At 54.9% G+C, this 20498-nt stretch carries 15 protein-coding genes and 1 riboswitch; of the genes, 2 read left to right on the top strand and 13 right to left on the bottom strand.

Annotated elements, in window-relative coordinates:
• Window positions 1-61 precede the first annotated feature (61 nt).
• The 8 genes from CX650_RS17180 to CX650_RS17215 all read right to left on the bottom strand — a co-directional run bounded on the left by CX650_RS17180 (window position 62) and on the right by CX650_RS17215 (window position 10173).
• On the bottom strand, window positions 62-1444 hold the full coding sequence (locus tag CX650_RS17180; protein ID WP_101096509.1) for a putative metalloprotease CJM1_0395 family protein: 1383 nt from the start codon (window positions 1442-1444) through the stop codon (window positions 62-64).
• Window positions 1445-1447: 3 nt separating this feature from the next.
• A complete protein-coding gene (locus tag CX650_RS17185) occupies window positions 1448-1702 on the bottom strand; it encodes a hypothetical protein (protein ID WP_025888106.1) in 255 nt (84 codons plus the stop codon).
• Window positions 1703-1826: 124 nt separating this feature from the next.
• Window positions 1827-2984, bottom strand: a complete 1158-nt coding sequence (gene thiH / locus CX650_RS17190; protein ID WP_101096510.1) for a 2-iminoacetate synthase ThiH — start codon at window positions 2982-2984, stop codon at window positions 1827-1829.
• Entirely contained in the window at window positions 2977-3756 is a 780-nt protein-coding gene (locus CX650_RS17195) for a thiazole synthase (RefSeq protein ID WP_039035259.1), read from the bottom strand. The genes thiH and CX650_RS17195 overlap by 8 nt, the downstream gene beginning before the upstream one ends.
• Window position 3757: 1 nt before the next feature.
• On the bottom strand, window positions 3758-3958 hold the full coding sequence (gene thiS / locus CX650_RS17200; protein ID WP_101096511.1) for a sulfur carrier protein ThiS: 201 nt from the start codon (window positions 3956-3958) through the stop codon (window positions 3758-3760).
• Window positions 3948-6611 carry a bifunctional hydroxymethylpyrimidine kinase/phosphomethylpyrimidine kinase gene (locus tag CX650_RS17205; RefSeq protein ID WP_229799931.1) on the bottom strand — a complete coding sequence of 888 codons (2664 nt, stop codon included), beginning with the start codon at window positions 6609-6611 and terminating at the stop codon, window positions 3948-3950. The genes thiS and CX650_RS17205 overlap by 11 nt, the downstream gene beginning before the upstream one ends.
• Before the next feature lies 1 nt (window position 6612).
• On the bottom strand, window positions 6613-8721 hold the full coding sequence (gene thiC / locus CX650_RS17210; protein WP_101096513.1) for a phosphomethylpyrimidine synthase ThiC: 2109 nt from the start codon (window positions 8719-8721) through the stop codon (window positions 6613-6615).
• 228 nt (window positions 8722-8949) lie between these two features.
• Window positions 8950-9049: riboswitch (TPP riboswitch) on the bottom strand.
• Window positions 9050-9213: 164 nt separating this feature from the next.
• Window positions 9214-10173: a hypothetical protein gene (locus CX650_RS17215; protein ID WP_101096514.1), complete on the bottom strand. Its 960-nt coding sequence runs from the start codon at window positions 10171-10173 to the stop codon at window positions 9214-9216.
• Between the two features lie 605 nt (window positions 10174-10778).
• On the opposite strand from CX650_RS17215, the gene trhA reads away from it, so the two are divergent.
• Window positions 10779-11459 carry a PAQR family membrane homeostasis protein TrhA gene (gene trhA, locus CX650_RS17220; protein ID WP_101096515.1) on the top strand — a complete coding sequence of 227 codons (681 nt, stop codon included), beginning with the start codon at window positions 10779-10781 and terminating at the stop codon, window positions 11457-11459.
• Between the two features lie 74 nt (window positions 11460-11533).
• Here trhA and CX650_RS17225 read toward each other — a convergent pair whose 3' ends face one another.
• The 4 genes from CX650_RS17225 to CX650_RS17240 are packed head-to-tail and all read right to left on the bottom strand — an operon-like array spanning window position 11534 to window position 17977.
• Window positions 11534-12196, bottom strand: a complete 663-nt coding sequence (locus CX650_RS17225; RefSeq protein WP_157823072.1) for a tRNA-uridine aminocarboxypropyltransferase — start codon at window positions 12194-12196, stop codon at window positions 11534-11536.
• Between the two features lie 27 nt (window positions 12197-12223).
• Window positions 12224-15442 (bottom strand): error-prone DNA polymerase, encoded by a 3219-nt coding sequence (locus CX650_RS17230; protein ID WP_101096516.1) that lies wholly within the window; start codon window positions 15440-15442, stop codon window positions 12224-12226.
• A complete protein-coding gene (locus CX650_RS17235) occupies window positions 15442-17163 on the bottom strand; it encodes a Y-family DNA polymerase (protein WP_101096517.1) in 1722 nt (573 codons plus the stop codon). The genes CX650_RS17230 and CX650_RS17235 overlap by 1 nt, the downstream gene beginning before the upstream one ends.
• Before the next feature lies 1 nt (window position 17164).
• A complete protein-coding gene (locus tag CX650_RS17240) occupies window positions 17165-17977 on the bottom strand; it encodes an ImuA family protein (protein ID WP_157823074.1) in 813 nt (270 codons plus the stop codon).
• A 536-nt stretch (window positions 17978-18513) separates the two neighbouring features.
• Between CX650_RS17240 and CX650_RS17245 the strand changes: the two genes are divergently transcribed.
• Window positions 18514-19941, top strand: a complete 1428-nt coding sequence (locus CX650_RS17245) for a HAMP domain-containing sensor histidine kinase (RefSeq protein WP_229799932.1) — start codon at window positions 18514-18516, stop codon at window positions 19939-19941.
• On the opposite strand, the gene def is transcribed toward CX650_RS17245, so the two are convergent.
• Window positions 19938-20432, bottom strand: coding sequence for a peptide deformylase (gene def, locus CX650_RS17250; RefSeq protein ID WP_101096519.1), 495 nt, complete (start codon window positions 20430-20432; stop codon window positions 19938-19940). The two genes, CX650_RS17245 and def, sit on opposite strands and share 4 nt — an antisense overlap.
• Between the last annotated feature and the right edge of the window lie 66 nt (window positions 20433-20498).

The raw sequence follows: 20498 nt of genomic DNA on the forward strand, positions 1-20498 counted from the left end.
AAGAAGGTTATTATGCCGCGCCATCGCCGAACTCAAATTGGCCTTGAAGATATGTGAAGCGCTAACGACTCTCATCCCGAATGCGTTGCGCCTGTTGTTGCTCAGCGGCTATCACATCGGCAACTGAACCCGACTCAAGCTGCAACTCGGCCTTGGGTGGACTGAAAGTCTGTTCATTCAAGGCATTTGACTGCTGTGCTATGGCGCCCATCAGACGAGACAGGCCTATGGGAAAGTTTGCAGAGTCGCCGGCCTTGGGATCAAAGGAAGGCGCGGACTTTTCAGCAGCCGGATCTGCGGCTCCCAACAGGTTTTGACTCAGCTCAGGCTTTGGCGCGGCGGCAAGTCTCTGGATCCCGGCCTCTTCTCTTGCCTGGTTATATTTACGCATTGCCTCGGCGGCGACCCGGATATCGGCCACGGAGGGATCGACAGGTGCCATCGCCGCCGCATAGACCTGTTTCATTTTCGCCATGGTCGCCAGTGGATCGCCGTTCACTACAGAGACATCTATCTGAACTTCACCTTCCACCGCGTAACGTTTGCCATCGGGTCCTTTCTCGAATTCAAATGCCGGTTGTCCGGCATGGATCCCGCCTACCGCGGCATGAGCCTGTTCATGGGAGCGCACCAGGGTATCGCGCTTCATCAGGGAGTCGATCTCCCGCTCAAACGCCTGTTGCTCACGACTCTCACGGTTCTGCTGCTGTTTCTGTTGCGCCTCATCCGGCTTGGGTTCAGCGGCGCTTGTCTTATTCGGCTCCCCGGTTGACTGATGAGCTGCCCCATAATCCCCTTCTTTTACTTCGCTGCCTGCCTGGCTCGATGAGCGACTCGAAGAGCTGCCGGAAGTGTTGCCAAAAGCCTGTTCTGCCCCACTCATAGAGTTGGCGGAAGTATTTGTGCCATTAAAAGCGGGAACCTCAGGAGCTTCTCCCGCTAAAGTCACTGGTATCGCAGGGCCGCCGGCAACATCTGCACCTTGGCCGGAAAAGGCAGATGCTTGAGCCGATGTCCCCACGAGCGGCATCGATGCTTGAACCTCTCCGTGCCAATGGCCGGAGCTGGACAAGGCCGCTGCCCCAAGGGCTCCTTTAGTCAAACTGACGAGTGCTTCCCGCGGCGGCTTTGCAATTTGAGGCTCTGAATGTTGCGCAGCTGAACCTTGGTGCGGGCTCGAATTGACTGAACTTATATTGACTGGGCTTTGATTTCCCGAGCTCGGGTTTATTGGGCTCGGGTTTATTGAGCTGGGCTTTACGCCACTTATCTGAGAGGGATTTTCCTGAGAGGGATTTTGACTGGCGGAGATTTTACCGGCAGGGTGGGCGCTGAGAGGCGATTGGTTTATGGAGCTGCCACTGCTTAAGTTGGCAATTGACGAGCTTGGCCGCCGGGACACGGCTGTTGCCGTCAGCCCCGCGCCGGCCAGCGCGCCAACCATATATTACACCTCGATATCTATGATACTGCCCAAGGTGTCGGATGCGCGTTCAATCACCTCTACTGAAGCTTGACCCTGGGCCTTGGATTCCAATGCCGATACCAGTGCCGAGGTTTTATCTGCCTCCTCAACTGGGCGGGCCGAATCGGCCTGCTGCGCAGGTGCCGGACGGGCGATATCCACTGTTGCCTGAGTCAGGCCGGACTGGGCGCTTTGCAGCCCTTGAACTCCCGCCGAAAAAGCCGATGGAATTTGCATGATTGCCCCTTGTCTGTATTGGACTGTGGATTGTCGTTCTGTGGTTAAAATCAGTTGCTACCATTTCAACCACAGCTTTGAACGATTATTGGTCAATTCGATGCAGATGTACAGCCCGAAAGGTTCATGCGCCTTGATGGGTTACCGCAAAAGAGGCGCCTGCGAACCAACTCGCGTCCCAATCTTTCCACACAGGTTGCATGCCTTGTGCTCGAATGGCGCTGACTACCTCAGGGACAGTTCGCTCATCACTTATCTGGAACTGATCCAGCTGCAACTTGGGATTGCTGTAACCACCTGGCTCTGTTGAGCTGGCGGCACTCACATGAGTGATCCCAAGGGGCAATAGATTGTCCCTGAGTGAGGCGCTCTCCCGGGTAGAGAGACTCAACTCCAGCGCCGGGCTGAACAAGCGCATGGCGCAGATTAACTGCACCAATCCGGCATCATCCAGAGTCACAGCCGGCGTTACCCCACCAACGCACGGCCTGAGCCTTGGCAGCGACACGCTGAAGCGGCTACGCCAGTACTTTTGCTGCAGATAGTCCAGGTGTAATCCCATCAGTGCCGAGTCCAGGCGCCAATCATCCAGCCCGAGCAAAACCCCCAGGCCTATCTTGTCGACCCCGGCCCTGGCGGCCCTGTCCGGTGTATTAAGCCTGAAACTAAAGTCCTTTTTATTGCCTCTGAGATGATGGCGGTCATAGGTGGCGGGCTGATAGGTTTCCTGATATACCATCACGGCATCCAGTCCCTCATCAACCAGGCGCCGATAGCCCGCTTCGGCGAGGGGTTGCACTTCAATCGCCAGATAGCTGAAGTCCTGCTTGAACCTCAAAAGCGCCTTGGCAAAATAATCCAGCCCTACCTTGGTTTCATGTTCGCCGGAAACCAGCAATACAGAATCAAAGCCGCGCTGCTTGAGAATGGCAATTTCAGCATCCAGTTCGGCCTGGCTTAGGGTCTTGCGGCGAATTTTATTGCTCATGCTGAAACCGCAGTAGTCGCAATCATTGGCGCATAGATTGGAAACATAGAGCGGCGCATAGAGACCTATGTTGGCGCCGAACTTCTTGCGGGTGAGCGCTGCAGAGAGCTGCGCCATAGGCTCGAGAAATTCCCGGGCCGCCGGTGACAAAAGAATGGGCAAGGCCGAGGGATTGTGCGCTATCGTCTCGGGCCGCGCCAGACAACGCTCAACCTCGGCGGCGCTGACACTGGCAATAGCAAGGCGCAGTAGATCTCTGTCGATAGCGGTAAAACGCTCGAGAAAATCAGCCATGGTTTTCTCCCAGATTGAGAAACCCGGTCAGCGGACTGGTGTTTTGGGCTCGATTGCTGATGGCCCCAAGTCCGGCAAGATAGGCCGCTCGCCCGGCGCGCACCGCATCTTTGAAGCTACTCGCCATGGTCACGGGATCCAAGCTGGAGGCGATGGCAGTATTAACCAGCACGGCATCGGCGCCCAACTCCATTGCCCGCATCGCCTGAGACGGCGCCCCAATCCCGGCATCCACCACCACAGGTACATTGGCCTGCTCTATGATGATCTTCAAAAAGGGTTCTGTGGCCAGCCCCTGATTGGAACCTATGGGACTGCCAAGCGGCATCACGGCGGCGCAGCCTACCTCTTCGAGGCGCAAGCACAGCACGGGATCGGCATGCACATAAGGCAGTACGGTAAAGCCATCGCTGCACAAGACTCGGGCCGCTTCCAGTGTTTCTACCGGATCCGGCAATAGATAACGGGGATCCGGGTGGATCTCCAGCTTCAATAGTTGAGTGCCCAGCATCTCCCGCGCCAGCTCGGCAGCAAAAATTGCCTCCCTGGCATTGCGGGCCCCGGCGGTATTGGGCAGCAGCTGCACGCCGCGCTCTTTGAGCGGTGCCAGCAATTCATCACTGCCCTGGTTAAAATCGAGCCGCTTCATCGCCACAGTAACCAACTCGGCGCCGCTGGCCACGAGCGAGCGTTGCATCAGCTCTGCCGAAGCAAACTTGCCGGTGCCGCCAAACAGCCTGGATTGAAACTCAAACTCGCCAATTTGCAACATATCAACCTCCGGCAACGGCGGAAAACAGCTCGAGGCTGTCTCCGCTTTGACATTCAAGCTCTGGCCACTGAGATCTGGGCACTATGGCGCCATTACGCACCAGCGCCACGCTGCCAGGCGCTATCTCACACCACTCGAGCAGCTGTAACAGCGTCATAGCTTCAGGCAACTCTTTGACTTGATTGTTTATCTTAATTTGCATCGCAATTCTCCTCACGGCTAAGCTCTGGGCGCCCTTTCATGAATTGGGTTTGTGTTTTATGTCCAGCCTGAGTGTGGGTTTGACAGCAAAGACATGCCGGGTCGGCGCAAAGCGCAGCCTCACGTACGCTTAACGTTCGGCAATCCAAGCTGATGAGCCGTCCCAGGGTGCTGCGCTCTCCAAGCAGAGTATTGATGGCTGCCAGCGACTGCATCGCCGCCAGGGTTTGCACCGCAGGCCCCAGCACCCCCATGTCGCGGCAGCGCCCCGAGCCAGTGCTGTCTCGCGGGAACAGGCATTCATAACAGCCCGCCTCTGGGTTAAGCCAAGGGGCGGTATGACACAATAGGCCGGAATCGGCGCTGATCGCCGCCGCAATCAGCTCTTTGCCCAACTTCACACAGGCTTGGTTAAGGTTATGACGGCAAAGAAAATTGTCGCTGGCATCCAATACCAGTGACGCCTCACGAATAAGCTCCGCACTCTTGGGGCCAAATAGCTTGGGCTCAATCTCAATCAGGCAGTTTGGATAATCGCGCCCCAGCTTTTCCTTGGCCACGTCGACCTTCAAACGGCCGATATCCTGCTCGTTGTAGAGCAGTTGCCTCGGCAGATTACCCAACTCAACAATATCGGGATCGATTAGAATGAGACGCCCTACTCCGGCGGCGGCCAAAGAGCGCGCCAGATGATGACCAAGACCTCCGAGCCCCACTATGGCGACCATCTTTACCTGTAAGGCGAGCTGCCCCGCTTCTGAGACTCTGGGCAGCAGCAACTGGCTACCGTAACGGATAAAGTCGCGATCGCTCAGCCCGGTACAGTCCTGACCCCCAGCACAGTCCTGAACCCCAGCACAGTCCTGAACCCCAGCACAGTCCTGAACTCCGGCACAGTCCTGAACTCCGGTACAGTCCTGAGCTCCGGTACAGTCCTCAACCCCAGCACGGCCCAGAACTCCAGTACCATCCCGCTCAGCTGCACCTTCCTGACCCCCGCCATTTTGTTGAGCATGGCTAATCCCACTTGCAATAGCGGCTGCTCGCCCTAACCAGCTTTGTGTCAGGCGCCTGAAGGCCGTTACCGGTTCGGCGGCCTCGGTAATGGCCCGCACCACGGCGACATTGGCCACACCGGTATGCTTGACGGCATCAAGGTTATGCTCGTCAATGCCGCCAATGGCGACCGTCGGCAGCAAGGAGCCGAAAGTTTCGCTATAGGCGCCAAGGCGCGTCAGTCCCTGGGGCAGGGACGGCATCACTTTGGTCTTGGTGGCAAAGATATGCCCGAGGGCCAGATAACTGGGCCTGTGGCGCAATGCAAGCAGCGCCTCGAAATAACCATGACTGGATAACCCCAGCGCCATACCCGCCCCTTGGATGGCCTCAAGGGATGCCTGGCTGAGATCCTCCTGGCCCAAATGCACACCAAAGGCGCCGTGGGCAATGGCCAGTTGCCAGTGATCATTGATAAATACCCGCGCCTGATATTGGCGCCCGAGCGCGATGGCGCGAATGATCGCCCGCTCGGCGCTCGAGCCGGGCAGCACTTCCTCCTTGAGCCGCAATTGAATAGTGCGGCAACCTGCCTTGAGTAAGGCTTCCAGCAATTCGACATCGGCCACGACCGGGTAGATACCCAGATTATGGGGCAGTGTTTTAAAGCCTTCAGCACTAACGCCTTTAACACTAACAGCATCAGCAGAGGTTGGCGCTGCAAGCAAAGGGGCGCCGAGCACCAGGGCTGGGTTGGCCCAGGGATAATCCTCCAGCGGCCAAATGACAGGCATAAGCTCGGCGGCCAGACAAGCCCCGGGGCGACCTAAGGGGCCGGGACCACTGCCTACCCGATAACTCTGCGCCAAAGCGCCATTGATATAGGCCTTGGCCAGAATTAGGGCATCGGGCAAGATCCAGTCGTGGGCCAAAAATGCCGCTATGGCACTGGATAGCGTGCAACCGCTGCCATGGTTGTTGCTGGATGCTTGCCTTGGGCTCGCCAACACAAACCCCTGCCGTTGATGCAACCCTGAGCTGTGAGGCAAGTCTTTAAAAAGCAATAAGTCTTCTGCCAGACCGCGCGCGATCCCCGCCTCGAAATCCCCCCCCTTGGCCAAGAGATGGCAAGGCAGTTCGTTTGCCAGGCAAGTTGCCGCATCTTGCCAGGAAGGAAAGTCATGAATATCGCTGCGACTCAGCAACGCCAGCTCGTGAATATTGGGGGTCAGCACAGTGGCGAGCGCCGCCAGCGGCCGGTAATCCAGCCGCGCTGCGCCCGTTGCAGTACTCTTAGAGAGTGCATCGCCGCAACTGGCGACCATGACGGGGTCGACCACCAAAGGAACATCAGGCAGGTGCCGAGCCAACCAGTCACAAAGCAGCTGCAGCTGCGCTTGATTGGCAAGCAAGCCGATTTTTATCGCCTTGGGCGGCAAGTCACCGAGCAGAGCATTGAGCTGCGCCAGCAACATCTCCTCGCTCACCGCCTCTGTTAGCGTCACTGCCACACTGCTTTGGGCGGTCAAAGTGGTGATAACAGAGCAGCCATGGCAGCCAAGATTACTCAAGGTGGCAAGATCGGCCTGGATACCGGCGCCGCCGCCACTGTCTGAGCCGGCTATGCTCCAGACTATCGGCCTTTTATCAGCCGCCATTTCAGGCTTCCTCTTCATAGCGTGTAGCCTCTGGCTTGGACTTGGACTTGGACTTAGGCTTTGGGTTGGGATTGGACTCGGACTTTTCGCCTACTGTTGCCGGTTGATACAGGGCGCTGCCAGCGGCCTTGAACTGCGCCGACATCCGCGCCATCCCTGCCTCGGCATCCAGTACTTCCAGCGGCTGTACCGTCAATTCTTCTGCCTGCACAGGCTCGGTTTGGCGCTCTGCCGCGTCTGGCCCTGACGAATCCCCCGAAGCTAGCTGAGATGCAGACAAGGATGCAGCCAAAGACGCTGCATAGTCGCGTACATCCTGGGTGATTTTCATCGAGCAGAACTTGGGGCCGCACATGGAGCAAAAATGCGCCACCTTGGCAGACTCCTGAGGCAGGGATTCATCGTGGAACGCCCGGGCGGTATCGGGATCCAACCCCAGGTTGTATTGATCTTCCCAGCGAAACTCGAATCTGGCCTTTGACAACGCATTGTCGCGCAGCTGGGCACCTGGGTGTCCCTTGGCAACATCGGCGGCATGCGCCGCAATTTTGTATGCAATAAGCCCTTGTTTAACGTCTTCCTTGTTGGGCAAGCCCAGATGCTCCTTGGGGGTCACATAACAGAGCATGGCGCAACCGTACCAGGCAATCATCGCCGCGCCTATGCCAGAGGTGAAATGATCATAGCCGGGCGCAATATCCGTGGTCTGGGGCCCCAAGGTGTAGAAAGGCGCCTCATCACAGTACTCAAGCTGCTTGTCCATATTCTCCTTGATCAGCTGCATAGGAATATGGCCCGGTCCTTCGATTATGGTCTGCACATCGTACTCCCAGGCGATTTTCACCAGCTCACCCAAGGTTTCCAGCTCGGCAAACTGAGCCTCGTCGTTGGCATCGGCAATCGAGCCGGGGCGCATGCCGTCACCGAGCGACAGAGAAACATCATAGGCGGCGCAAAGCTCACAGATGTCGCGGAAATGGCTGTAGAGGAAGTTTTCCTTATGATGGCTCAGGCACCACTTGGCCATAATGGAGCCGCCGCGGGATACCATGCCGGTCACCCGATTGGCCGTCATGGGCACATAGCGCAGCAAGACCCCGGCATGAATGGTGAAGTAATCCACTCCTTGTTCGGCCTGCTCTATCAGGGTGTCGCGAAACACTTCCCAACTGAGATCTTCGGCAATGCCGTTGACCTTTTCCAGCGCCTGATAGATGGGCACGGTACCTATGGGCACAGGCGAGTTGCGCACTATCCATTCGCGGGTTTCGTGGATATAACGGCCGGTGGACAGATCCATCACCGTATCGGCGCCCCAACGGGTGGCCCACACCAGTTTTTCCACCTCTTCCTCGATGGAAGAGGTCACCGCCGAATTGCCGATATTGGCGTTAACCTTCACCAAAAAGTTACGGCCGATAATCATAGGCTCGGCTTCCGGATGGTTGATGTTGGCGGGAATAATGGCGCGGCCACGGGCCACTTCGCTGCGAACGAACTCAGGGGTTATCGGCGTGGCAACTATAGCGCCAAAGGCTTCTCCTTTGGCCTTGCGGGCCAGTTGCGGATCTTTGGCAAGCGCTTCATTGGCCCGGGCCATATTCTCACGAATGGCGATATATTCCATTTCAGGAGTGATAATGCCGGCGCGGGCGTAATGCAATTGGGTCACCCGCTTACCCGGCTTGGCCCGGCGCGGTTTGGGCAAAGCGTCGAATCTCAAATGTTCCAGCCCTTCATCCGCCAGTCGCTGCTGGGTAAAACTGGAACTGACCTCGGTCAGCTCTTGCGTATCATCACGCTCTAAGATCCAGCCCTGGCGCAGTTTATCCAGGCCCTGGCGCACATTGATAGCGGCGTTGGGATCTGAGTAAGGGCCGGCACAATCATAAACACGTACAGCGGGATTGGGTTCAAATTGCTCACTGCCATCTTGGGTTGGTATTCGGGTGTCTGTCTGCCTGATTTGGCGCATGGCAACCTGAATATCTGCCCGGGAGCCCTGAACAAACAGCTTCTGTGAATTGGGATGCTGCAAAGGTTTAAGGTTATCGATAAAAGCCTGGGCGGCCTCACGGGTTTGACGACGATTGGATTGACGATTTGACATAAGCAAGCTCACTCTTTTGGAAAATGAAATTGCTTGTCAGGAGAGTTGAATAATAAGCGGCGCAAGCTGACTGATTAAACTCCTTAATTTGGAGTCCTCCTCCGGCGGTGTTGGCAGACTGACCTCGTGGTTTCAGGTCAGTTCAATGTCCGCTGGAGAAGCCAGATATCGCCTCGGCTCTTTAAAGCCTTTGGCATAGATTTTTGCTCGCAGTGGCTGCGGTAATGCTGCAGCTGAATGCTTGTTTCCTTCGCAGGTGCTAGCCTGATCAGGTTCAACGGATCCCGAATAAACGGTCTCAGCCCAGAGGGCACTCCGACAAGATTACTGCCGAGTATAAGCACAAGCGGAAGCGGGAAACAAGCCCGACAGCAAAACGCGCCGCAGAATCTAATCCATTAAAATCATAAGTTAATTATTTGAATTTAATAAAAATATTTACAAAAATCTGGAAACCAATCTATTTCCAATCAAATAAATTGATTACAAAACTCACTTACCAAGCCGCTTTAGACGGCTGACCACCGCCTCCTTGAGTGCTTTTTCCATCTCTGTCTGACCGCACTTAAATGGAAACCCCAAATTTTCGGCGTAGGGATTGAGCGGAGTCGGCACCTTGACGACCCGATAGCAGGTATCACCATCCTTGACGATACGGTTGGGGTCGAGCGGCAGATCAAGACTGGCCACTTTATTGAAATCATCGGCGTCATTGACCCAAAGCTCCTCCATCTCCCCATCCATTTCACTGAGGCTCTTGCGTCCCGTGGCCTTATCCGCATATTGCTGTGATAGCTGCTGCAGCGCCTGCTGTTGCGAGTGTTGCAATACTTTTCGGGCAGACTTTAATGCGCTTGAACTGAAGTCCAGCTGAGCTTGCTCTGCCGGCTGCGGTTTAAAGTCATATGCTCGCTCTGGCGCAGGTACGGCTGCATTTTTCGTTTCTTCAATGACTCTACCAATAGGCTTAACGCTTTGAGCCCGAGTCTTGGGGATGCTTTGCTCATTCTGGTCTTGAACCCTGTCTTGCCAAGTGTTTTGCCCAGCTTCTTGAACAGTTTCTTGCACAGCCACTTGTTCAGTCTCTTGCAGCGGCTCTTCGGCAGCCTGCTTTTGTGGCTCAGTGTTTTGTTGCTCGGTTTTTTGTGGCTCAGAACGCTTGCTTGAGTCAGCTTTTTTAACCTCTATCGCTTCTTTGGACTGGATTATTGCTTCTTCGGCCAAGGCTTCCGGCACTGGCGTTAACGGTTTGGGGCTGGGCTGACTGAAATAAAGATAGGATTGCAACGCCTTGGGTTTGGCAGGCTTAGTCACCACTCTTCGCCATTCGGCCTGCTGCCAAAACCAGGATAACCCCAGCAATAGCACTAAGTGCGCGGCTCCCGCCACGGTCCAACTACTGAAGGCGTTGCCCTTTGCCTCAGCATCCCCCTGCTCTGCTTTTTTAGTCATGCCAACTTGCGCCAGGCATTGGGGTTGAACCCCAAGCTGTTGACTAAAAAGCGATTGGTCAAAGAAAGGGTCAATCGAATGTATTTGAAAATGGCTTGGTTGGCAGGAACCTGTGTTAAGGATTTCATCCAGATCAAGCTCAAAGGCAGCATCCCTACCCGGAATGCTGAAGCTCAAGCTTGCCATTGTCGCCGGGCTTTCGTCTCGGCTGGCAATCAATTTATCTGAATGTGAAGGCATAAGCCGCTGATTTATCTTTCGCCAAATGTAAACTCAGCGTTAGAGAAAACCCTCGGTAAAAAGTTCATTCCCTTGTTTGAAAAGCAATTTACGCTACAAACTCAAATCGACGGCTTCAAACAAAACAGGTAAAACCTTTGTCGAATAAGGCTGACGGGATCCTCTGAACAAATTAACTGTAAAAAGCGACTTGGAAGCCGGGCAACGAGTTGTTAAGGTGCAGCATTAGACGTTTGCAAAAAATGCAGATGATACGGTTTAAAGAACAAATCAATCTCAGCGAACAGCTGTACACTTTTATCTAGCCAGAGTGCCATAGCGCTGTTAGACTCACTTTCAATGAGGTCGAACCAGAAGAGTCAATCATGCCCAACAGTAAAGCTTCAGTCACTGCATCTCAATTTAATAGCCAATTTTCAGCTGGATATAGTCTGAATGAAGAGATAGCCAATGCCGTCAGCCATGGTTTGGGGGTGATTGCCGGCATTCTGGGCTTGGTGCTGATGTTGCTCAAGAGCTGGCATTCGCTGGATGCCATTCAGTTAACAGGTGTAACCATCTATGGCAGCAGTATTATCCTGCTGTTTCTCTGCTCGACCCTGTATCACAGCATTCCTCAGCCAGTGTGGAAGCGGCGCCTCAAGATGCTGGATCACTGCGCCATCTATCTGTTGATAGCCGGAACCTATACCCCGCTGATGTTAATTACTTTGGCAGATGCCCAGGAAGAATGGGTACTGGTAGCCATCTGGTCGTTGGCACTGGGGGGAATAGTATTCAAGAGCTGCTTTATTCACAGATTCAAGGCGCTGAGCCTGATATTGTATTTGGCCATGGGCTGGCTCTGCGTCGCCGTGTTGCCTGAGCTTATCGATAACCTGTCAACTGCCGGGTTCAACTTGCTGTTGGCCGGAGGCCTGAGCTACAGCTTGGGGGTGATCTTCTACGCCACCAAGGCGATCCCTTTCAATCATGCCATCTGGCATCTATTTGTATTGGGCGGCGCCGTTTGCCATTTCCTGTGTGTTTATCTGACGGTGATCTAACGCAGGCGAATAGGCTTAACTCAGCGCCGCCCTAGAGAGACAGCTTCCGGCTTGCTGTGCCAACTCTAGTGCAGCTAGGCCGGAGCTCTTATCTCAGCCTGCCATTGATTAAATTCACTGAGTAACCTCCGAGCGGCGATACTATAGCCTCCACCCAAGTCTTGCCAAACAGCCGCAATACATTCCAAGGTACATAACCCGCCCTGGCGCTGATTGCGCCGTAACCGAAACGCTGAGCCCTGCTCTGCTTGCAGTTCGACTCTGGCAAGCGACTGCAGATAGGGGCTTTGGCGATACATCTTGCCGGCCTCCTGCCAGGTTGCATCGAGTATGACCAGCGAATTTAGCGGCTTCCCTAATTTCAGAGCAGCTTTCTGAGCGGCTTCCTGAGTAGCGTCTTGAGGCAATGTTGCGCCCTGAGCCGGGCTTGGGTTTAGCTTTGAACTTGGGTCTGGAGTTGGATTTGGGTCTTGGTTTTGGCTTAAGTTTTGGCTTAAGTTTGGGCTTTCATTTACAGCTTGAGCTCGCGAAATACTTTCTTCAGAAGTACTTTCTTCGGTTTGCGGATAGAGTAAGGCAGTTCGCCCCAAAGACAAGTGCTCCATTAACCAAGCATTTGGGGCTTTACGCGCCCACAATACCCGCTTACAGAGAGTCGGATAAGCCTTAAGCACCAGGGTGGCTGTATTACTGGCTCGATTCAGCTCTCTTTCATGGGTCAGCAGGATTATTTTCACAGGCAGCAGCTTAAAATGGGTTATAGGCTAATGGAAATCCCGCGAGTGTACCACCAGCGCATGCATACTGCCCGAGATATCCTCCAGCCGACCGGCCAGCAGATGCAATACGCCGGACGAAAATTCCACGACCCCACTCACCTTAAGGATCCTGGCGCTCAAATAAGCCTGTCTCTGGGCTCTGGCCGTATCACTCCATACCACCAGATTAACATTGCCGGTTTCATCTTCGAGGGTGATGAAGGTGACTCCACTGGCGGTGCCAGGCCTTTGCCTGCCGACCACCAACCCGGCCACAGTCACATTCTGCCCATGACGACACTGCCACAAAGAGGCGGCGCTGTGACACTTGCCGAGTAACCCCTGCTCTCTGAGCAGTGCCAGAGGATGGCGTCCAAGGGTCAGCCCGGTACAGGCGTAGTCAGCCAGCAAGGCATCGACTTCGGTGACCTCAGGCAAGGCGGTTTCAAGGCGAAAATCGGCCTCGTCCGGCTGCTCAAACAAAGGCAAACTCTGCTGACGGGCGGCCAACTGCCACCTGATCTGATGGCGATCGCCCCCCAGGGTAGCAAAGGCATTGGCGCTGGCCAGCGCTTCCTGCTCACGCCTTGGCAGTGCCAGAGCCGCCAACTGCGACAAGTGGGTAAAGCCCTCGTCCCGACCCGCTACTATCTTGGCGGCGCTGTGCTCGGATAATCCCTTGACCAACCTGAACCCGAGGCGCAGTGCCAAGGAGCCATCGGTTTGTCGCTCCAGTGTGCTGTGCCACTGACTGAGGTTGATGCAAACCGGCAACACCAGGCCGCCATGATGACGAAGATCCTGAATAAGCTGTGACGGGCTGTAAAAGCCCATGGGTTGACTGTTGAGTAAGGCGCAGCAAAACGCCACCGGGTAATAGTGTTTGAGAAAGGCCGAAACATAGGCCAGGAGCGCAAAGCTGGCCGAATGAGACTCGGGAAAACCATATTCGCCGAAGCCGCGGATCTGGTTGAATATCTGCCTGGCAAAGGTGTCACTATAGCCTCGGGCCGTCATCCCCTGAAGCAACTTGTGTTCAAATTGCTCCAGCTCGCCACTGCGTTTCCAGCTGGCCATGGCTCGGCGCAGCTGATCGGCTTCCCCGCCACTGAAACCGGCGGCGACCATGGCCAATTGGATCACCTGCTCCTGGAAAATGGGCACCCCCATAGTGCGTGACAACACGCCTTCCACCTCGGCCGAAGGAAAAGTAACCGGCTCGATTTTATCGCGGCGGCGCAGAAAGGGATGCACCATGTCTCCTTGAATTGGACCCGGGCGCACTATGGCTATCTGTATTACCAGATCGTAATAACAGGCGGGTTTGAGCCTGGGCAGCATGCTGGTCTGGGCTCGTGACTCCACCTGAAACACCCCCATACTGTCGCCCTGCTGCAACATACGATAGACGGCCTGATCTTCCCAGCGAATATCCGACATGGCAAAGGGACGAATGTGACGGGAGATCAAATCGAAACATTTGCGGATCGCGGTCAGCATTCCCAACGCCAATACATCGACCTTTAACAGCCCCAGACTCTCGAGATCATCCTTGTCCCATTGGATCACAGTGCGCTTGGCCATGGCGGCATTCTCTACCGGCACCAGCTCGGCCAATGGCCCGGCCGAAATCACAAAGCCGCCGACATGTTGCGACAAGTGCCTTGGAAAACCCATCAGGGTCTCCACCAGCGGCAACAACCACTGCCCCAAACCTTGTTGTGGCAACAGCTTGCCTTGTTGCAACTGCTGCTGCCAAGGCACTTGCGGATCGCGGCGATCGACAGCGCCTATCAGCTCATCCAGCCGTTGCTCGCTGAGCCCCAGAGCCTTACCAACATCTTTCATGGCACTCTTGAAACGATAAGTGATCACACTGGCGGCCAGGGCTGCACGTTCACGACCATATTTTTGGTAGATATACTGGATCACCTCTTCGCGGCGTTCATGTTCAAAATCGACATCGATATCCGGCGGCTCATGGCGCTCCTTGGAAATAAAACGCTCAAACAGCATGTTGACCTTGGTGGGATCCACCTCGGTGATCCCGAGGCAATAACAGACCACAGAGTTGGCGGCCGAGCCACGTCCCTGATGCAGTATCCCTTGCCTGGCGGCAAAACAGACCAGATCATAAATAGTCAGGAAAAAGTATTCGTAATTGAGCTCGGCAATCAGCTTGAGCTCGCGCCGATACTGAGTCTGCACTTCAGGTGGTACCGCCTCGCCAAAACGCCTGCGGGCGCCCTTTTCCACCTCCTGCGCCAGATATTCACTGGCGCTTAGGCCGCTTGGCACCAACTCGGCCGGGTACTCATACTTGAGTTCATCCAAGTTGAAATGGCACCGGGACGCCAGCTCACAGCTCCTTGCCAACCAGGCTTGAGGGTGACGCCTGGCCATGGCGGTTATCGGCTTAAGCGCCATTTCGGCATTGCCCGATAACAGCTCACCGGCCATGGGCACGGCGCGACCATGGCGGATACAGCTGAGCACATCGTGCAGCCTTTGCCGCTCTGCAAGATGCATCTGCACATTACCGGCGGCGACACAGGGAAGGGAAAAACGATTCGACAGCGCCTCACAGGCCTCGAAATACCAAGCCTCTCCGGGTTGCAATTGCCGCTCCATCAAGAGATAAAGCGGCAGTGAAAACGCGGCTTTGACCCGTGTCGCCAGGGCATTCAACTGAGCCAGACTGCGCTGCTGCAGCTGCGTCAACCAAGGGGTTTGCTGACTTGGGCTTTGGTTGCTTAATCCCTGGTTTGTAGAGTTCTGATTATCGACATTCTGCTGTTCAAGGCTCTGGTGAGCAGAGCTTTGCAAGTCGGCCTGCACCAGCAACTCGCTCACAGATGGTGGCCGCCACAGGCAAAAGCAGCCGCGGTCAATGGTCGCAAAATCATCCAGGGTTAACCGATACTTGCCCTTTTCGGCCCGGCGCCGCCCCCGGGTTATCAGAGTGCTGATAAGACCATAGCCCCGGCGATTTCTTGCCAGCAGTACCAGGCAGCCTTCCGGCAGGTGGAATTCGGCGCCGACAATCAGCTTGATACCGCTTTGTTTGGTGGCCTCATGCGCCTTGACCACTCCCGCCAGAGAGCACTCGTCGGTAATGGCGATGGCCTCATAGCCCAGTTTGGCGGCCTGCTGCACCAACTCATCCGGGTGGGAAGCCCCGCGCAAAAAGCTGTAATTGGAAATAGCATGCAATTCGGCGTACATCAGCTGAACCAAGCGTGAAGAAAGAGCCCATTAGCGGTGCGAAACAGCCAACACAGACCGCCATTCTCCTTATGATGGGCAAGAAAATAATCTCGGCAGGGAAAAGGCCCTGAATGCCAGGGGCTCTGTAACCTTTCCGGCCCCCTAAGCAGCTCCACGGCTTCAGGAGCAATGGCTTGCGGCTCTTGCAGCAGCCAAAGAGGCCGCAGCGCCAGCGACGGCTGAACGGGCGGCCTTGCCGGTGGCGGCCAACGAGTCAGGGGATCTGCAGTACTGGCCAGTTCAGGCATGGGATCGGCCGCCAACACCAAAGAGCGCACCTTATGGCTACCTAACCTGGCCTGTAATCTGGCGAGTAATTGATTGGCATCCTGCTGCAGCCCTTCTCTGGACTCGGTCAACTCTCGACTACCCAGCTGCTGCGACACAAACTGCCTGGCTCGCAGCTCAATATCGACGACCGGGCTCGGCAGTTGCAATCCTTCCAGCTGTAAGCGGCAGAGCTGAGATAGTCCCTGCAGTTGATATTCCCCGAAGGGATAGTTGAGTGTCAGTTGCAGCGCCGGCGTCTCTGGCTCGCGAAACTTCAGCCACAGCTCCAACTGTTGCACCGCCAACTGCCTGATCCGCAAATAGGTTGCCAATTCCCCCAGCAGCTTTTGCAATGGAAACAGCAATCCCTGAACCCACTCAACATCATGCAGCAAGGTCAACCTGGCCTGAAACTGTTCGGGTAACTCATATCCCTTGCGGCAACAGGGCAAACGCCCCTGGATTTGTGCCAGCAGCTGCAGCAAACCTTGACCAAAGCGTCGCCCCAACTCGGCAAGGGGTAAGGCATCAAGCATGGCTAGAGTCGTCAGCCCAAGCGCGCCGAGTCGTTGCCGCTCCTCTTGGGTTAATGGCAGCAAATCCAGTGGTAAATCTGGCGGTAAGCCGTGATGCACCTTGAGGCGCCCGGCTTTTTCATCTGTGGGCGTGCTCATGAAGGCAGCTGATACCGCGCTGATGCTGGCGTGAGTATGCCGCGCCAATATCGCCGCATCCAGCGGTCTGTGTGCCAGCACCAATGAGCATTCCAGACCATAGGCGGCGACTTTGTTGAGATAAGCCTCGACAATGGCGCTCAAACTGCCAAACAGTTTGACCATGGACCCCACTTCCAGCAGCAGTGTATCTGTAGGCCAGCGCGCATCGGCCGCACTTTGAGCCGCTTGTTCAGTAAGTCCGGATAACAACGGCGGCCAGACTCTGGCGCTGAAATCATAGCTCCACTGACATAACCAATCCCGCAACGCCTCGCTGTCCACCTCCTGCAGCGGCCAGAGTTGCAACTCTCCGAGCAGCGACTGAGCGCTGCCGATACTCATCCCAGCTGTAACGCCTTTTGCTTGAGCGGCGGGACAGGCCGAATGTATAACCAGCTTCCGGCTGTCATACAAGGCCATGGGGACTTGGGGATCAAAAGGCTCTGACGCCGCAGCGGTTGGCACTGCTTTTGGTTGATTTTGGGTTTGGGGCTGAGTTTGAACGCGTGTTTGAACCTGAGCCGCACCTCTGCCTGTCATACTTCCAGTCATAGTACCGGTCATAGTACCTGTCACAGTGTCGGTCATAGTACCGGTAATAGTGCCCGCCATATTGCCCAGCACAGCCAGGCGGTAACGCTGATATTGCAGCAATAGCTGTGGAAACCAGACTCCCATCCATACCTGGGGCATCTCAGATAGCCTCTTGACTCTGAGCAGTATGGCTTTGAGCGGCTTGGCTCTGGGCCGTTTGAGAATTGGCCGGTTGCGGATTAGCGCTTGGGAAAAGCCCCGCGGGTTTATTTGATTCTTGCCGTGCCGTCCAGGGATTAGCCGCGCATTCATTGGATGCAGCAATCCTTGACTGCGCCATCCCCCAAGGACCATGAAGCACAGTGCTATGAAAACCAGAGTTGTGAAGACCAGTGCTATGAAAACCAGTGCCATGTAAACCAGAGTCGTGAAGCACAGTGCCATTGGCCTTGTTGCCGGAATGGTTTGAATGGTTTGAATGATTTGAGCAAGTCGAGTTACTGAATCTATGATTGAGACCCGCCTTGCCGTTTCTCAGGGTTACCACACCCGGCTCGACATGGGGCAGTTCAAGCGCCAGTGCCGGCAAGCCACGCAGATGCAATTCAGGGACGGGCCAACCACCGCGACGCTTTAAAATTTGCAGCCTGGCGGTATTAACGCCAGCCGCGCTGATAGCCAGCTTTAGGGTGACAGGATGATTGCTGTCAGCCTGAGCCATAGGCAACTGGCAAATTCCCAGAGCTTTGCCCTGCTCTGCGGCAAGTTGCAACCTTCTGGCCTCACTCAGTGTCAACTTGTCCAGCCAAGCCAGCACCAAAGAACAGGCGCCGCTGCTCAGCCCTTGCTCCATGGCCCAGAGCACCTCTTTACGCTGGGTTAACTCCAGCCACAAAATACGCTCGGCGGCAATACCGTGCTGGGCAAAGCTCTGTGCCAGCGGCTGCAATGGCGGCGCTATCAGCATTATCATGGCATCTCTGGACTCATCCCCTCTAAATTGATTTCTTTTGGACTGATTTTTTGCGGACTGACTTGTTGTCGAATGATTTATTTCGGAATGATTTCTTTCGGAATAAGAGCCACACTGAGCCGGCAGTAAATAACGCATCAAAGGCAACAACAGGCTGAGTTCCCCGTGCCCAGGAGACTGACTGAAGAGTTCACAAATGCCCTGCCTTGGCCACCCTGCATCACTGAGCTGCGCATCCAATCTTTCAAAACCACTGGGATACCCCAATGTTTTGCCCTGACTGCCCGGCCCCAACCAGAGATCCCGGCGCTCCAGCAGGCTGTTCAAGGCCTGAGATTTTGCTGAATTAGATTTTACAGAGTGAGTTTTGGCTGAAACAGGCATGAAAAACACCGATACTGTATTTTTATACAGTATAACTAACTTTAGCCAACTAACAAGTCGTGCTGGCGCCAAAGCCTTAACCCAAGATAGAATAAATGAGAATGATTATCGAAACATATTCTCGACTTCAGCGAATAATTCAGGAGCTTGCCTTGCTGCCCTTTTCCGGCCTGTTTTCCCAACTCCAATGGCGACTGTTTGGCTATTTTGGTGTGTCATTACTGCTTATCCTGCTGCTCGCCAGTGGTATTGAAGCCATGCTGCTAAACCGCCTGTTACTGCTGCCCCAGCAGACCCAAAGCCAGTTACAGCAACTGGCCGATGAGGCCAACGACTATATCGTCAGGGGCGATATTACGGGACTTGCGGATTGGGAGGGACGGCAGGCATTTGTACTCTATGTACTGGATAGCAAGCAGCAGGCGGTGAGTCAGCGGGAAATGCACCCGCACTTTGTTTACAAACTCAATTTCCTCAAGCAGTTGCAGCAGCCTATGGGGGACAGGGTGCAAAAACCTTTGATAGGTCTGCCATTACGCAATAGCCTGGAGCCGGACAATCCCCTGCTTTTGGTGGTGCAGCTCAACGCCTCTTTACATCCGGCGCAGCAACTGGATAAAAGCCTCTGGCTTATCCGTATCCTGGTAGGACTACTGGTGCTCTTGTTGTTCAGTCGTCTGCTGAGCCGCTATCTGATCCAGCCACTGAGTTTATTGCGCAGTGCCACCCGTCAGCTGGCACAGGGCCAACTCGATACCCGGATTGCCGGCCATTTTTCGATAAAGCAGCCGGAGTTTTTCCAGTTGGCGACCGACTTTGACCATATGGCCGAGCAGCTGCAAAAAAGCATTCAAACCCAGCAGCGGTTACTGAGGGATGTCTCCCACGAACTGCGCACTCCCCTTGCCCGGCAGGAGCTGGCCTTACATCTGTTGGAAAATCGCTTGGGGGAGGAACATCAACAACCGCTTGCCAGGCTAAGACGCCAGGGTGAAGAGATGGCGCAATTGATTAACACTATTTTAGACTTCAGCCGCCTGAGCAACGGCTTCATCAAGCTGACGGCAGCGTCTTTTACCCTGACAGAATTACGCCGCTCACTGCTGCAGGATCTGGAGTTTGAGTCTGGCCCCAAGCAAAGCATAGTCTGGGCACAGGCCCCCATTGATGAGCAAACTTTGCATACCGATATGGCCTACTTGAAGCGGGCGCTGGAAAATGTCTGTCGCAATGCCCTCAAATATGCAGGTGAAACCTGCCGGGTGGAAATCCAGGTATCTCAGTTGGGTGACGACAAATTGGGTGATAGCAGGCTGCAGCTGAGTGTCAGCGATAATGGACCCGGGATCCCCAAGGAGCAACTGGAAGCCTTGTTCAACCCTTTCACCCGTTTGGATGAAGCGCGTCACAGCTCTCAGGGAGGTTATGGGCTGGGATTGGCGATTGTGCGCCAGTGTATGCAGCTCCTGGGCGGCTCGGCCCTAGCGGTCAACCGGCCTCAGGGCGGTTTGAGCATATTGCTTGAGCTGCCGCTGCAACTGCCAAGCTGCAGCGAAGCCCAACTTAAGTCTATCGCTTAAGCGGTAAACTTACGCACCTTCTTCAGTGCCATCTCCTGTTTAAGGCGGGAGAGATGCTCGATAAATACCTTGCCGTGCAGATGATCGATTTCATGTTGCAGCACTATTGCCAGGAAATCATCACTGTGGAGCGTCTGGGTTTGGCCCTGGCGATCCAGATAATTGACAGTGACCGACTCGAAGCGTTTTACCTTGGAGCGATAACCGGGAATGGACAAGCAGCCCTCTTCACCGATAAATTCGCCGCTGGACTCAGTGATCTGCGGATTTATCAGCACCAAAGGTTGATTGCGCTCTTCTGAGATATCAATGACGACTATTGCGTGTTCACTGCCCACCTGGGTCGCGGCCAAGCCGATACCATCGTCTGTGTGATACATGGTTTGCAACAGATCATCGATGAAAGGCTGCACGGCTTCTATTTCGGTAACAGGCTTGGCTTTACGCTTGAGCCTGGGATCGGGAACCGTCAAAATATCCATAATTGCCATAGGGTTATATTCTCAATTTACTCGACTTGGCGTTCAATGGGCGCCATTATGGCGAAAAAGCATCAA

This window comes from Shewanella indica, assembly GCF_002836975.1.
GTDB classification, from domain to species: Bacteria; Pseudomonadota; Gammaproteobacteria; order Enterobacterales; family Shewanellaceae; genus Shewanella; species Shewanella indica.